This window comes from Kushneria halocnemicola, assembly GCF_965650455.1.
Classification (GTDB): domain Bacteria; phylum Pseudomonadota; class Gammaproteobacteria; order Pseudomonadales; family Halomonadaceae; genus Kushneria.
In genome coordinates this window covers 2,550,850-2,565,170 of the sequence record NZ_OZ287968.1, presented here as the reverse complement: position 1 = coordinate 2,565,170, position 14,321 = coordinate 2,550,850, and the positions used below count along the sequence as shown (strand labels likewise).

The following is a 14,321-nucleotide window of genomic DNA, read 5'->3' as shown; positions in this document are numbered from 1 at the left end:
TGCGCTCACGCCATGATGTTGCCCTGGCTACTACTCATCCCCTTTATCGGGGGGCTGCTGTGCTGGCAGTTCGAGCTGATCAGACCCAACACGGCCATGCCGCGCTGGATTGCGCTGCTCTCCATGGTGTTGCTGCTGGTAATGGCGATTGTCCTGTGGGTGAGCGGCGACTACAGCCTGTCGCAGGTGGTGGGCAATACGCCTGACTGGCAGAGCCAGTTCCAGCTGCCCTGGATTCCTGCCTTTGGCATTACGTTCCATCTGGCACTCGATGGCCTGTCGCTGATCATGATCGCCCTGACCGGCATTCTGGGCATCATGGCGGTGGTCTGCTCCTGGAAGGAGATCGATCGGCGCGTCGGCTTTTTCCACCTCAACCTGATGTGGGTCATCGGCGGCGTGGTCGGGGTGTTTCTGGCCATCGACCTGTTCCTGTTCTTCTTTTTCTGGGAAATGATGCTGGTGCCGATGTACTTCCTGATCGCCCTTTGGGGGCATGAATCGGAAGGCAAGTCACCGGTGTCGGCGGCCATCAAGTTCTTTATCTATACCCAGGCCTCGGGGCTTTTGATGCTGGTGTCCATTCTGGGGCTGGTATTCATGCACTATACCCAGACCGGCGTGTTCTCCTTTGACTACTCCATCCTGCGCGAAACGCCGATCACCGGGGTCATGTCCTGGGTGCTGATGCTCGGGTTTTTCATTGCCTTTGCCGTCAAGCTGCCGGTGGTGCCGTTGCACGGCTGGCTGCCGGATGCCCACGCTCAGGCGCCGACCGCGGGCAGCGTGGATCTGGCCGGCATCCTGCTCAAGACCGCCGCCTACGGGCTTTTGCGCTTTGCGCTTCCGCTGTTCCCGGAAACCTCGCAGGCCTTTGCGCCCATCGCGATGACGCTGGGGCTGGTCGGTATCTTTTACGGTGGCGTACTGGCCTTTGCCCAGACCGATATCAAGCGGCTGATCGCCTGTTCCAGTATCTCGCACATGGGCTTTGTCCTGATCGGCATCTACTCCGGCACGCTGCTGGCGCTGCAGGGGGTCATCCTGCAGATGGTGGCGCATGCCTTCTCGGCGGCCGGGCTTTTCATGATCAGCGGCCAGCTCTACGAGCGTTTGCACACTCGTGACATGCGCCAGATGGGCGGGCTGTTTGGCCGTCTCGGGGCGCTGCCGGGCTTTGCACTGGTCTTTGTCATGGCCTCGCTGGGCATGCCGGGCACCGGCAACTTTATCGGCGAGTTTTTGATTTTGTTCGGCGCCTTTGATGTGGTGCCCTGGGTGGTCGTGATCGCCAGTGCCGGGCTTGTGCTGTCGGCCATCTACTCGCTGATTTTAATGCATCGGGTCTACTGGGGGCCGCCGCGCGAGAAGAGCACCATTGCGCGTCTGGATGGTCGCGAGTACGCCATGCTGCTGAGCACGCTGGTGCTGACCATTGCGCTGGGGCTTTACCCTCAGGTAGTGCTCGATATTTCGCAGGGCGCGATGCATGAAGTGCGTCACTGGTTTGCTGTTTCACCTTCGTTTGCGGGCTGAGCCGACATGAATCTGACCCTGTCACATCTGATCGCCCTGTTACCGCTTCTGATCGTGTGCATCACGGTCATCGTTGTCATGCTGGGCATCGCCTGGCGTCGCCATCATGTGGTGACGGCCACGCTGACCACGATCGGTCTCAACGCGGCACTGTTCTCCCTGCTGGCGGTGCTGACGGTCACACCGATTCGCGTGTCGCCGCTGCTTCTGGTCGATAATTATGCCGTGCTTTACATGGCGTTGATCCTGATTGCGGGGCTGGCCTCGACAACGCTTGCGCATGCCTATCTGGAAGGGTTCGACGACCAGAAGGAAGAGTTTTACATGCTGCTGGGCTGCTCGGTGCTGGGCGCGCTGACCATGGTGGCAAGTGATCATCTGCTGTCGCTGTTTTTCGGCCTTGAGCTTCTGAGCGTGCCGCTTTACGGCATGGCGGCCTACGCCTACCGTACCCGGCTGTCGCTGGAATCGGGCATCAAGTACATGGTGCTGTCCGCGGCGGCCTCGACCTTTCTGCTCTTTGGCATGGCGCTTTTGTATGCCGAGTCGGGCTCGCTGGCCTTCGCCGATCTGGGCGCGCGTCTGACCGAGGGTGGCGGGCATGCCAGCTGGCTGTTGATGGGCATCGGCATGATGGTAATCGCCATGGCCTTCAAGCTGTCGCTGGTGCCGTTTCATCTGTGGACCGCCGATGTCTATGAAGGCGCGCCGGCCCCGGTGACGGCCTTTCTGGCCACGGTCAGCAAGATTGCGGTCTTTGCCCTGCTGATGCGTCTGTTTTTAAGCGCGCCGGTGACCGATATCGCCAGCCTGCACACGACCGTTGCCTTCATCGCCTTTTTGTCGATGCTGGTCGGCAACCTGATGGCGCTGCGTCAGGACAACATCAAGCGGTTGATGGGCTACTCCTCCATCGGCCATCTGGGTTATCTGCTGACCGTGGTGGTGGCCAGCGACGATCTGGCGCTTCTGACCACCGGCATCTATCTGATCACCTATGTGGCGACCACGCTTGCCACCTTTGGTGTGATCGCGCTGGTGTCGAGCCCCTGGCAGGGCAGCGATGTGGCCTCCTTGAAGTTCTATCGGGGGCTGTTCTGGCGTCGCCCCTATCTGGCGGCGGTCATGACGGTGATGATGCTCTCGCTGGCCGGCATTCCAATGACGGCAGGTTTTATCGGCAAGTTCTACGTGCTGGCAACCGGCGTGGAAGCACAGCTCTGGTGGCTGGTAGCCGGTGTCATCATCGGCAGTGCTCTCAGCCTCTACTACTATCTGCGCGTTATGGTCATGCTCTATCTGCACCCGACCGAGGAGGAGCAGTACGACGCCTCCAGCGACTGGGGACAGCGTGCCGGCGGTATCATGGTCATTTTGCTGGCACTGGCCGTGCTGGTACTGGGGGTTTATCCGCAGCCGATGATCATGCTGGTCAGTGGTGCCACCCTGGGCTGAGCCCTGAAGGCCGGACCATAAAAAAGCGCCCCATCCCTGCGGATGGGGCGCTTTTTCGTGTGGCTGCCACACATAAACGCTGTTGGGTGCTAGCGCACGCTGTGCGGTGTGGTACCGCCGAGTCCGGCAATGGAAATACTGCGCGCGCACGGCAGCGGCAGGGTCACTTCTACAGCCAGCGGCAGATGGTCGGAAAAAAGCGGTGGCAGCGCGCGCAGATGGTTCATTTTGAGCGAGGGGGTCACCACGATGTGATCCAGCGCGCGAGTGGGCTGCCAGGCAGGGTAGCTGGGGATGCCACGACCCTGATCAAGAGACAGCGCCCGGGAAAAGCGCGGATGTGACCTGAGCTTGTCATGGGTGCAGTTCAGATCGCCCATGATGATAACGTTTCTGAGCGGGGCGACCAGCTCGCTGATGTAGTCGAGCTGGAGATTCTGGGTGCGTGTGCCCAGCGCCAGATGCAGCACGAAAAGATGCAGCGCTTCGGGGCCTTCGCCGAAACGAATGTGCATGGCGCCGCGCCCCTTGGGCCCGGGCAGGCGGTGGTTATCGGTATGGCTGATCGCCAGGCGACTGAGCAGGCCGTTGCTGTGCTTGGCGAACCGGCCGAAATCGCGGTTGAGCTGCTGCGAGGCGTAAGGAAAGCCGGCTTGCGCTGCCAGATACTCTACGTGGTTGATGTTGCTTGAGCGAAAGCTGCCGCCGTCGACTTCCTGAAGGCCGACCAGATCAAACTCGCGGAAGGTATCGCACATTGCATCAAGGCGGGTGGCCCGGCCGCGATGGGGCAGAAAATGCTGCCAGCTGCGTGTCACATAGTGATGATAGGCGTGCGTATGGATGCCGACCTGCATGTTGAAGGTCAGCAGTTTGAGAGAGGTAATGCGTTCGCTCTGGCTATCGTCCTGCATTCAATATCCCGGTTGGCAAGGCAGGAAGGCCCGATACGGTCGGTATCGGGCCGCCGGCACAATGAATCAGCGAGTGCCTTATTCCTGTTCCTGGCGCGTTTTCTCGATCAGGGCTTCAGCGATTTTCGGCATGTTGTCCAGACCGTTGGCAGAGCGTGGGGTGATGACGTATTGACCGTTGACGATCAGTGCCGGGACCCCCATCAGCTTGTAGGCCTTCATGCGGGCATTGGCCTGATTGAGCTGACTTTTGACGCCAAAGGAGCTGAGCGCCTTGAGGGCCTCGTCCTTGCTGACACCATAGTTGGTGAAGAACTCGGCGATCTCGTCGTCATCGGTCATGCGATGACCGTCCTTCTGGATGGCGTCAAAGAAGTCGCGATGAAACTGCGTGTCAAAGATGCCCAGTTCCTGTGCGGCGTAGTAGGCAGTGGCATGGCGCATCCACACCTTGCCCATGGTGGCCGGCAGACGCTCGAAGGTGACGTCATCGGGCAGGGTATCGACCCAGGACTCCAGCGGCTCTTCAAGTTCGTAGCAGTGCGGGCAGCCATACCAGAACACTTCGGTCACACCGATCTGGCCCTCGGGCAGATCGCTTGATACCGGCTTGTCGAGAACCTCGTAGTCCTGACCGGCGACCGGTTCGGCCGCCATGGCCATGCCTGAAAGACCGCAAACGGCGACGGCGGCCATCAGCCAGCGTGCGCCCGGAAAATGCTTCAACATCACAGTGTTACTCCCTGAACAGCAAATATGGTGTCAATGGTGCCTGAGCGCTGTTGTTATCAGCCTGTTATTCATCGTTACTTTGAACACCCGACGGGCGAACGGTTCCCTGCCATCCTGGCAGAAGCGACCACGACTGACGAGCGGGGCATCGATGCAGGGTGTTACACTCGCCTCATTATCTCATCGTTGCCCATTGTCTCATCGTTGGAAATCCCCCCATGTCGGATGTCATGCGTCATCATTTTCCGTCGGCCACGTTTTTGACCAGCGCCCCGAAGCTGGCCGACTGTCCGGCGGATACCGGGCTTGAAGTGGCCTTTGCCGGGCGCTCCAATGCCGGCAAATCCAGTGCCATCAATACGCTGACCAATCAGAAGTCGCTGGCGCGTACCTCGAGAACGCCCGGGCGTACGCAGCTGATCAATTTCTTCACCCTGGGCGAGCCGCAGTATCGGCTGGTCGACCTGCCAGGCTATGGCTATGCCAGGGTGCCGGAGGCCGTGCGTCGTGAATGGCAGCAGCATCTGGCGCAGTATCTGCGCGAGCGTCGCTCCCTGCAGGGCACGGTGCTGGTCATGGATGTGCGCCATCCCCTGACCGAGTTTGACCAGATGATGATGGGCTGGGCCGATGACAATGACATGCCTTTGCACATCCTGCTGACCAAGGCCGACAAGCTCAAGCGCGGCGCGGCCATGGGCGTGCTGTCGAAAGTGCGCCATCAGCTCAAGGAGTGGGAGGATCTGGTCAGCGTGCAGCTTTTCTCGTCTCACGACCGCAAGGGGGTGGAAGAGCTCAACGAGCGTCTGTGCCAGTGGCTCACACCCGAAAAGCCATCGCAGGATCAGGCCTGACCCTGCAACGGTCCGGATTGTTTAAAAGCTGTAGATCTGGCGGCCGGTGGGATAGCGCATGCCCATTGAAGGAGCGGGGGTTGCCGGTTCGGTGACGATGCCGGGCACCGGCATCGTCTGCATCGGCAGCGTGTCGCTTCCCGTCCGGTCCGGATCAAACAGCGTAGGCCGTGACTGCCCCTGATCATCATCGAAGCGCAAAAGGGCGGCGGCCTGTTTCTGCTGGCCCGGGTAGTGCAGGATTGCCCCCCTGTTCAGGCCTGCGTCACTCGACAGTGCCGTCTGATTGGCCGACATGGGCAGGGCAATCACCAGTGCCATGGCACAAAGCACCAGCGTGATGCTGAGAATATCGAGAGGACGCATGATCCGAAGAGCCTATCAGGGTCGATGAAAAAAGGATGAACACCCACGTCAGGCAGTCATTATTATCGATCGGGGCATGTCGTGATGCCCCGTGAAGCGCTATAAAAGCGTGCTTATTATTTCATGTCCTAATAATAGTCGAGTGTTTTAAAAGGTAACTGAATTTTTCAGCCCTTTGATGGTCACGCTGGCTGATCACTGGTTGATGATTCGATGTCAGCCAGCAGTGCCTCGAGTTCGCGAATATGGCTCAGCCGGTGAATGCCGCGGGGCGTTTGCTCGGGCAGGCCGGTATTTTTGGCATCGATCCAGGCCACATGCATGCCAAGGCGCTGTGCCGGCAGCGCGTCCTCGGCCCATGAATCCCCCACGTGAACCGCCTCAAGCGGTGACTGCGCCCCAAGACGCGCCATGGCCGACAGGAAACAGCGCGCGTCGGGCTTGGGCGCCAGCGCCACCCCCGCCTTGATGATCACGTCGAAGTGCTCGGCGATGACCAGTCGCTCCAGATCCACGTTGCCATTGGTAATCGCGCCCAGGCGAATGCCCCGGGCGCGCAGTCTCTCCAGCATGGCCGGCACCTCTTCGAAGATGGCGACATCGTGGCGCAGCGTCAGCATGTGCTCGATGGTGTCATCGGCCCAGCGGCGTGCCTCGTTGTCGGCCAGGCCGAACTCGAGCAGCATGTCGGTCAGGGTTTTACGGCGCAGCCAGGTAAAATCGCCCCGATGCAGCGGATTGTCCTGTGCCAGCGCCATGCGCCGACGCTGATACTCCTCCAGCGGGAAGTGCGCGGCATGGCCGATCTGCTCATCGAGCCATTGATAGTGGCCGGGCTCAACCGCGGCCATCACCGGGCCGTTGTCCCAGAAGGTGTCGTCGAGATCGAATGTGATGGCCTTGATCATGAGGGCGTGTCCTGATTGTCCGGGGTCCCGCTGGCTGAAGCGTCGCGGGAAGAAGAAGTGTCATGGGAACGACCTGGCCGTCGGTGCGCCCGCGGATGGGCGCGATCGAAGGTGTCGGCCAGATGCTGCCAGTCCAGTCGCGTGTAGACCTGGGTGGTAGAAAGATGCGCGTGGCCCAGAAGCTCCTGGACGGCGCGCAGATCCTGGCTGGATTCCAGCAGGTGGCTTGCAAAGCTGTGGCGCAGGCGGTGAGGGTGCAGATGCTCGGGCAGGCCGCGCTCGCGCCCCAGATGCGCCATGCGCAGCTGAATGGCGCGATGGCCCAGACGCTGGCCGCGCATGCCGACAAACAGCGCCGGCTCGTGCGGGCCGGCAAGCATGCCCCGCACATTCAGCCAGGCCGCCAGCGCCGTGGCCGCGCGGCGCCCGATGGGGACCTGACGCGGCTTGTCACCCTTGCCGCGCACCCGGGCACGGTGGGTGTCGATATCCACGAGGTCAATGCCGGCCAGTTCGGCCAGACGCAGGCCGCTGGAGTAGCACAGCTCCAGTATGGCCTGATCGCGTCGCGCCAGTGGCGAGTTGTCGTGCGGCGTGTCGAGAAACTGCCCGAGCACATCGACATCGACCGGGCGCGGCAGATGGCGCGGCATTTTCGGCGTATCCAGCAGCCGGGCCGGATTGTGTCCCATCAGGCCCTGTTCAATCAGCAGATCGCAGAAACGGCGGATGGCTGCCTGACGCCGGGCCAGGCTGCGTGCCCCCAGACCGCGAGTGCGCTCGCGGCCCAGAAAACGGCGCAGATGATGAATGTCGAGCGCCGCCCAGAAGGCGATCTCCTCGCGGTCCATGAACGCCATCAGTGCCGTCAGATCGCGGCGATAGGCGTCGACCGTGGCGGGGCTGTGCCGCTGACGCAGGCGCTCGATAAAGGTATCGACCAGCGGCTGCAGGGCACTCATGACGGTGTTCGCAGCAGCAGCCGGGCCACGACATCGCCCAGATAGCTCATGTTTTCGGCCTCCATGATCCACGGCAGAGCGGTCTCCTCCGGATGAGCCAGCACCAGATAGCCATGGCGCTCGCCCAGTGCCAGCCGGGTTACGGCGCCGCGGCCGCCCGAGAGCGTGGTGCCGGGCAGCAGGCGCGCCGCGGTGGCAGCGTCCAGCGTCAGACAGCCGCTGGCGGTGGAACGCTGGTCAGCGATCCACTGATCGGTGTCGTCATCGAGGGCGTGGGTGGGCGGCTGCGCCCATTCGCCGCTTGAGAGCTGTCGCCACAGCGCCATATGTGCCACGCCAAAGCGCTCGCTCAGCTCGGCGGTCAGGGTCTGTGCCAGCGCATCAGGGCTTTCGGCCTGCAAAAGCGACAGGGTGAGACCGCGCATGGCGCCGGCCTGCTGATCAAACTGCCGCGCGGCGTTCAAAAGCGCCTGACGCTGTCCTTCGGCCTGCTCGGTGCGCGCGCGCAGGGTCGCGATCAGACGCTCGACCAGCGACACGGCGCCGCCGGTCTGGGGGTGGGAGAGCTGCAGCGAGGCCAGAAGCGCTTCACGGCCTTCAAAAAAGTCGGGATGGCGCGAAAGCCAGTCGCTGACCTGATCGGCCTCGAGCGTTTCGCAACGAGGGGACGACGGTGCGTCGTGGTCATGGGTCATGTCATCTCCCGCAGGCTTTGCCATACAACACTGGGCTAAACAACAACGCGGCCATCAAAGACGCGCTCGGCCGGGCCGGTCATGATGACCGACTGCCCCGGGCCCGCCCATTCGATACTCAGGGTGCCGCCGGGCAGGGTCACCGCCACGTGCGGGTCCAGCAGGCCGCGACGGATGCCGCTGACCACGGCGGCACACGCCCCGGTGCCACAGGCCAGCGTCTCGCCCACGCCACGCTCGAACACTCGCAGGCGCACGCTCTGACGCGACACGATCTCCATAAAGCCCACGTTGACGCGTTTCGGAAAGTGCGGATGCGCCTCGATCCGCGGGCCAAGCGTGGTCACGGGGGCGTGATCGACGCTGTCGACATCGATGACGGCATGCGGATTGCCCATCGACAGAGCGTCCAGATGCACCGTCTCCCCGTCGACGTCCAGCGCGTAGTCATGGCCCTGGGTCTCGGCACTCAGCGGGATATCGACCGGGGCAAAACGGGGCGCGCCCATGTCGACACGCACCCGGCCGTCGTCGGCCACTCTCAATACCAGATCGCCGCCGGCGGTCTGCACGGCGATCTCGCGCCGCGCGGTGAGTTTCTGATCGAGCACGAAGCGGGCAAAGCAGCGAGCGCCGTTGCCGCAGTTTTCGACTTCGCTGCCGTCGGCATTGAAGATGCGGTAACGAAAGTCCCTGTCAGGGCGCGACGGCGGCTCGACCAGCAACAGCTGGTCAAAGCCGATACCAAAGCGACGATCGGCCAGGGCGCGAATGCGCTCGCTGTCAAGGCGGGCGCGCTGGGTGACCAGATCGACCACCATGAAGTCATTGCCCAGACCCTGCATCTTGGTGAAATGCAGCATCATGAGGTGTGGTTTCCCTGCGGGGCGATGGCCGCCTCCGGCAGCAGCGCTTCCCCGGCCCAGAGCGAACTCAAGGGCTCACGCTCGCGCACCAGATGTGCCTGATCGCCGACCACCATCACTTCCGGCGGCCGCGCCCGGGTGTTGTAGTTCGAGGCCATTACGAAGCCATAGGCGCCGGCCGAGTGCACGGCCAGCAGATCTCCCGGAGCGATGGCCAGCTCGCGGTCCTTGCCCAGGTAGTCACCGGACTCACACACCGGCCCGACGATATCCCAGCATTTCGTCTCCCGCGTTTCGCGCCGGTCCACGCAGGTAATGTTCTGCCAGGCCTGATAGAGCGTGGGCCGGATCAGATCGTTCATGGCGGCATCGACTATGGCGAAGTTTTTCGCCTCACCGGGTTTTAAATACTCGACCCGGGTCAGCAAAACGCCGGCGTTGGCGGCGATCGAGCGGCCGGGTTCGAAAATGAGCTCGACCTCTCGGCTGCCGATGCGCTGGCGCAGGGCGGCGATGTAGTCCGCCACCGGCGGCGGTGTCTCACCGGCGTAATCCACGCCCAGACCGCCGCCCAGATCCAGATGATCGATGTGGATACCCTGATCATTCAGCCGGTCATAAAGCGCCAGCAGACGATCAAGGGCGTCCAGAAAGGGCGAGAGTTCGGTGAGCTGCGAGCCGATATGACAGTCGATGCCGACCGGGTGGACGTGGGCCAGCTCGGCGGCGCGCTGATAGACGCGCTCGGCATCGGCAATGGCGATGCCGAACTTGTTGTCCTTGAGCCCGGTAGAGATATAGGGGTGGGTGCGGGCATCGACATCCGGATTGACCCGAATGGAGATCGCCGCCACCTGATCGCGGCTTTCGGCCACCTCGTTGAGACGCTCAAGCTCGGCTTCGGATTCCACGTTGAAGCACTTGATGCCCACTTCCAGCGCCCGCGACATCTCATCAATGCGCTTGCCCACGCCGGAAAAGACCACCCGGCCCGGGTCGCCGCCGGCGGCCAGCACCCGTTCGAGCTCACCGGCGGAGACGATGTCAAAACCCGCGCCCAGCCGCGCCAGCACGTTGAGCACGGCCAGATTTGAATTGGTCTTGAGGGCGTAGCAGATCAGGTGCGGCGTGCCCTCGAGCGGTCGCGCGTAGTCCAGAAAATGCTGGCGAAAGGCCGCGTTTGAATAGACATAGCAGGGCGTGCCGAAGCGCTCGGCGACACTTGCAAGGGTCAACTGCTCGACGTGAAGCTGGTCATCGTGCCAGACAAAATGCGTGCTCATGTGCCCCCCTGACCGGCGCCGGTAGGCGCCGCTGCCGGCGCGCCGGTCGAGGCGGCACCGCCGACCTGGCCTCCCGTGGTGGTCGCGGGACGGCTGTCGCCCTCGGGCACACTCACGGCGCCATCACGGCTCTCGCTGCCGGCACCGCCGATGCTGACACCGTCACTGGTCGACTGCGAGGTGCGCTCGGCGGCGTCGCTTTGACGGCTGTCGTTTTGTTGCGCGTCGTTTTGCTGCGCCTCGTCTGGCTGATAGTCGCCCTGCGGGTCGTAGCGTTCGCGGGCGGCTTCGTTGTCGGGCATGTACAGCGGGCCGGTCTGGCCACAGCCGGCCAGTACCAGCGCGGCCATCATGGCAGTCATCAGGCGGGTCATTGCGCATGATCCTCGAAATTGTGAGCGTGTTTCGGCAGGGCGGCCAGCGCCTCGCGGGCGCGCTGGGCGGCGGCGCGAACCTGATCGGGGGCGGTGCCGCCGATGTGATTGCGCGCGGCCACCGAGCCTTCCAGGGTCAGCACCTCAAAGATGTCGCCGTGGATGTGGTCCGAAAAGCGCTGGAGCTCCTCAAGCGTCATCTCGGAGAGGTCACGGCCTTCTTCGATGCCGAAGGCGACCGCCTTGCCGACGATCTCGTGGGCGTCGCGAAAGGCCACACCCTGACGCACCAGGTAATCGGCCAGATCCGTGGCGGTGGCGAAACCGCGTCTGGCGGCGGCATGCATGTTGTCGCTTTTGGCGCGTACTGCCGGGATCATGTCACCAAAGGCGCGCAGGGAGCCGAGCACGGTGTCGAGGGTGTCAAACAGCGGCTCCTTGTCTTCCTGATTGTCCTTGTTGTAGGCCAGCGGCTGGGACTTCATCAGGGTCAAAAGGCTCATCATGTGGCCATAGACGCGTCCGGTCTTGCCGCGTACCAGCTCGGGCACATCCGGGTTTTTCTTCTGCGGCATGATCGAGGAGCCGGTGCAGAAGCGATCGGGCAGGTCGATGAAATCAAACTGCGCGCTGGTCCAGAGCACCAGCTCTTCGCTCATGCGCGACAGGTGCATCATCAACAGGCTGGCAAAGGCCGTGAATTCGATGGCGAAGTCGCGATCGCTGACGGCGTCCAGCGAGTTCTCGGCCGGACGGTCAAAGCCCAGCAGCTCGGCGGTGACGTGACGGTCGATCGGATAGGTCGTGCCGGCCAGTGCCGCCGCACCCAGCGGCATGATGTTGACCCGTTTGCGCGCATCCAGCAGACGCTCCTGATCGCGGGCGATCATCTCCTGCCAGGCCAGCAGGTGATGACCGAAGGTTACGGGCTGGGCGCTCTGCAGATGGGTGAAGCCCGGCATGATGGTGTCGGCCTCGGCGTCAGCCAGCTCGATCAGCCCCTGTCGCAGGCGCGAAAGCTCGCTAGAAACGGCGTCGATGCCATCACGCAGGTACAGGCGAATATCGGTGGCGATCTGATCATTGCGCGAGCGCCCGGTGTGGAGCTTTTTGCCGACCGTACCGATGCGCTCGGTCAGGCGCGCCTCGATATTCATGTGAATGTCTTCAAGCGCCACGGACCATTCGATCTCGCCACGCTCGATTTCAGCCTCGATCTGTTCGAGACCGTCGACGATGGCGTCACGCTCGTCCTCGGTCAGCACCTCCACACGTGCCAGCATGGTGGCATGGGCGATGGAGCCCCGGATGTCGTGATGATAAAGGCGCTGGTCGAAGCCGATGGAGGCGGTAAAGGCCGCTACGAAGGCGTCGGTCGGCTCGCTGAAGCGACCGCCCCAGGATTGATTGGTGGTTTGCGTCATCTGCTGGCGATCCTGCATCGAAAGGGTCGGGACCGGGAGGCAGGCAAGGCGCCGCCCCCATGGGCGCGTCAGTGTAACAAGAAGTCGATGGCCTGTCGGCACGCCACACGCGCCCTGACGCCTGCAATGACTGTTTTTTGCCGGGCGCCACTGCTTTATCATGCATCCCTCGTTTTGACCGCTATCAGGAGCGCTCGTGTCCGACAGAGCCACGATCAGAATTGCCACCCGCAAGAGTCAGCTCGCCCTGTGGCAGGCGGAACACGTCAAGTCTCGTCTTGAAGCCCTGCACCCAGGCCTTGAGGTCGAACTTGTGGGCATGTCCACGCGCGGTGATCGCATTCTGGATACGCCGCTGGCCAAGATTGGCGGCAAGGGCCTGTTCGTCAAGGAGCTCGAGGAGGCCATGCTGGCCGGTCTTGCCGACATCGCCGTGCACTCCATGAAGGACGTGCCGATGAGCTTCCCCGACGGGCTCGGCCTGCACGCCATTCTGGACCGCGGCGCGCCCACCGATGCCTTTGTCTCCAATGACCATGCGAATTTCGATGCCCTGCCGCAGGGCGCGCGCATCGGTACCTCGAGCCTGCGTCGCGCCCTGCAGATTCGCGCGGCCCGTCCGGACCTTGAGGTGCTCAGCCTGCGCGGCAACGTGCAGACGCGGCTGGGCAAGCTCGACGCCGGCGAGTTCGATGCGATCGTGCTGGCCACCTCCGGTCTTGAGCGGCTCAACCTGGACTTTCGCATCGCCGAGCGGCTGGCGCCGGAAGTGATGCTGCCGGCCTGCGGCCAGGGGGCGCTGGGCATCGAGTGTCGCAGCGATGACGACACCCTGCGCGCCCTGATTGCCCCGCTGATCGACCCCCCTTCCAGCCTGCGGGTACTGGCCGAGCGCGCCATGAACACGCGCCTTGAAGGCGGCTGCCAGGTGCCCATCGGCGGCTACGCGGTGCTGGAAGACAATGATCAGACGCTGTGGCTGCGAGCGCTGGTGGGCGCACCGGACGGCTCGCAGGTGATTCATGCCGAGGCGCGCGGCCCCGCTGACGACCCACAGGCGCTGGGTATTCAGGTGGCCGAGGATCTGCTGGCGCGCGGTGCCGGCGCCATTCTTGACGCCGTCTATGCTGACGAGCGCCCGCCGCGCTGAAGGTCTGCCATGTCCGCTTCGTGTTCGAACAACGCCGCCACGGCTCTGATCGCTCGCCCCGGTGCCCGCGCGCAGGCGCTGGAGCAGGCGCTCGAACGGGTCGGACTGGCGCCGCGGTCGCTCAACATCATGACTTTGGTCGCACGCGAGCCGACCCCACACGAGCGCACGCTCCTGTATGATCTGGATAACTTTCGCCACATCATCTGCACCAGCCCGTTTGCCGCGGCCTGTCTGATCGAGGCCATCGAGGCGCGCTGGCCTCAGCTGCCCGAAGGCATCGACTTTCATGCCACCGGTGTCAGCACCGCCGATGTGCTGCGCGCGGGGCTGGACGTTGAGGTCAGTGCTCCGGCCACGGGCAGCGGCAGTGCCAGCGAAGCGCTTCTGGCGCTGCCGGGCCTTCAGGACATCAAGGGCACGCGCATCGCGCTGGTGTCAGGGGAGGGGGGGCGTGAACTCATTGAGCACACGCTCATTGAACGTGGCGCCGAGGTGTCACGGCTGTCACTCTATGAGCGGCAGCTGCAGCCGCCCGAGGCAGAAGCCGCTGCACTGCTTGAGCGCGGCGACTTTGCCCTGCTGATCGTGACCAGTCAGGAGCAGCTTGAATACCTCAATCAGTGGTGCACGCCAGCCAGTCGGAGGCGTCCACTGGTCGTTTCCAGCCAGCGATTGGCTACAATGGCAGGCAGGGATCACTTTGAATGTGTTTTCATTGCCGGCGATGCCACGCCGCAGACATTGGCAGAGACCTCGGCAATGGCCTGGCAGCAGGCGCCGGGCATACCCGATTAAAAAA

15 protein-coding genes are annotated in these 14,321 nt (G+C 63.1%); 5 read left to right on the top strand and 10 right to left on the bottom strand.

Going from position 1 to position 14,321, the window contains the following annotated elements; all coding sequences use genetic code 11:
• Positions 1-12: 12 nt before the first annotated feature.
• Together nuoM and nuoN are read left to right on the top strand one after the other, a co-directional pair.
• Positions 13-1,536 (top strand): NADH-quinone oxidoreductase subunit M, encoded by a 1,524-nt coding sequence (gene nuoM / locus ACS92L_RS11670; RefSeq protein ID WP_438765077.1) that lies wholly within the window; start codon positions 13-15, stop codon positions 1,534-1,536.
• 6 nt (positions 1,537-1,542) lie between these two features.
• Complete coding sequence (nuoN, locus tag ACS92L_RS11665) at positions 1,543-2,991, top strand: NADH-quinone oxidoreductase subunit NuoN (RefSeq protein ID WP_438765075.1); 1,449 nt, start codon at positions 1,543-1,545, stop codon at positions 2,989-2,991.
• A gap of 89 nt (positions 2,992-3,080) precedes the next feature.
• On the opposite strand, the gene ACS92L_RS11660 is transcribed toward nuoN, so the two are convergent.
• Positions 3,081-3,905, bottom strand: a complete 825-nt coding sequence (locus ACS92L_RS11660) for an endonuclease/exonuclease/phosphatase family protein (protein ID WP_438765073.1) — start codon at positions 3,903-3,905, stop codon at positions 3,081-3,083.
• Between the two features lie 78 nt (positions 3,906-3,983).
• Positions 3,984-4,634, bottom strand: a complete 651-nt coding sequence (locus tag ACS92L_RS11655) for a thiol:disulfide interchange protein DsbA/DsbL (protein ID WP_438765071.1) — start codon at positions 4,632-4,634, stop codon at positions 3,984-3,986.
• Positions 4,635-4,855: 221 nt separating this feature from the next.
• Here ACS92L_RS11655 and yihA point away from each other — a divergent pair, with 221 nt between their 5' ends.
• A complete protein-coding gene (gene yihA, locus ACS92L_RS11650) occupies positions 4,856-5,491 on the top strand; it encodes a ribosome biogenesis GTP-binding protein YihA/YsxC (RefSeq protein ID WP_438765069.1) in 636 nt (211 codons plus the stop codon).
• Between the two features lie 21 nt (positions 5,492-5,512).
• Here the strand turns inward: yihA and ACS92L_RS11645 are convergent, their stop codons facing one another.
• The 8 genes from ACS92L_RS11645 to argH all read right to left on the bottom strand — a co-directional run bounded on the left by ACS92L_RS11645 (position 5,513) and on the right by argH (position 12,369).
• Positions 5,513-5,857 (bottom strand): hypothetical protein, encoded by a 345-nt coding sequence (locus ACS92L_RS11645; RefSeq protein ID WP_438765067.1) that lies wholly within the window; start codon positions 5,855-5,857, stop codon positions 5,513-5,515.
• Between the two features lie 182 nt (positions 5,858-6,039).
• Positions 6,040-6,765: an HAD family hydrolase gene (locus tag ACS92L_RS11640; protein WP_438765065.1), complete on the bottom strand. Its 726-nt coding sequence runs from the start codon at positions 6,763-6,765 to the stop codon at positions 6,040-6,042.
• The gene (locus ACS92L_RS11635) at positions 6,762-7,727 is read right to left on the bottom strand and encodes a tyrosine recombinase XerC (protein WP_438765063.1); all 966 of its coding nucleotides are present in this window, start codon (positions 7,725-7,727) and stop codon (positions 6,762-6,764) included. The genes ACS92L_RS11640 and ACS92L_RS11635 overlap by 4 nt, the downstream gene beginning before the upstream one ends.
• Positions 7,724-8,422 (bottom strand): DUF484 family protein, encoded by a 699-nt coding sequence (locus tag ACS92L_RS11630; protein WP_438765061.1) that lies wholly within the window; start codon positions 8,420-8,422, stop codon positions 7,724-7,726. The genes ACS92L_RS11635 and ACS92L_RS11630 overlap by 4 nt, the downstream gene beginning before the upstream one ends.
• Before the next feature lie 35 nt (positions 8,423-8,457).
• Complete coding sequence (gene dapF / locus ACS92L_RS11625; protein WP_438765059.1) at positions 8,458-9,288, bottom strand: diaminopimelate epimerase; 831 nt, start codon at positions 9,286-9,288, stop codon at positions 8,458-8,460.
• Positions 9,285-10,571 (bottom strand): diaminopimelate decarboxylase, encoded by a 1,287-nt coding sequence (gene lysA / locus ACS92L_RS11620; RefSeq protein WP_438765057.1) that lies wholly within the window; start codon positions 10,569-10,571, stop codon positions 9,285-9,287. Before lysA ends, dapF begins: the two co-directional genes overlap by 4 nt.
• Positions 10,568-10,945 carry an LPS translocon maturation chaperone LptM gene (lptM, locus tag ACS92L_RS11615; protein ID WP_438765056.1) on the bottom strand — a complete coding sequence of 126 codons (378 nt, stop codon included), beginning with the start codon at positions 10,943-10,945 and terminating at the stop codon, positions 10,568-10,570. Before lptM ends, lysA begins: the two co-directional genes overlap by 4 nt.
• Positions 10,942-12,369, bottom strand: coding sequence for an argininosuccinate lyase (argH, locus tag ACS92L_RS11610; RefSeq protein WP_438765055.1), 1,428 nt, complete (start codon positions 12,367-12,369; stop codon positions 10,942-10,944). Before argH ends, lptM begins: the two co-directional genes overlap by 4 nt.
• Before the next feature lie 196 nt (positions 12,370-12,565).
• Between argH and hemC the strand changes: the two genes are divergently transcribed.
• Positions 12,566-13,519, top strand: a complete 954-nt coding sequence (hemC, locus tag ACS92L_RS11605; protein ID WP_438765054.1) for a hydroxymethylbilane synthase — start codon at positions 12,566-12,568, stop codon at positions 13,517-13,519.
• A gap of 9 nt (positions 13,520-13,528) precedes the next feature.
• Positions 13,529-14,317, top strand: coding sequence for a uroporphyrinogen-III synthase (locus ACS92L_RS11600; RefSeq protein WP_438765053.1), 789 nt, complete (start codon positions 13,529-13,531; stop codon positions 14,315-14,317).
• Positions 14,318-14,321 lie beyond the last annotated feature (4 nt).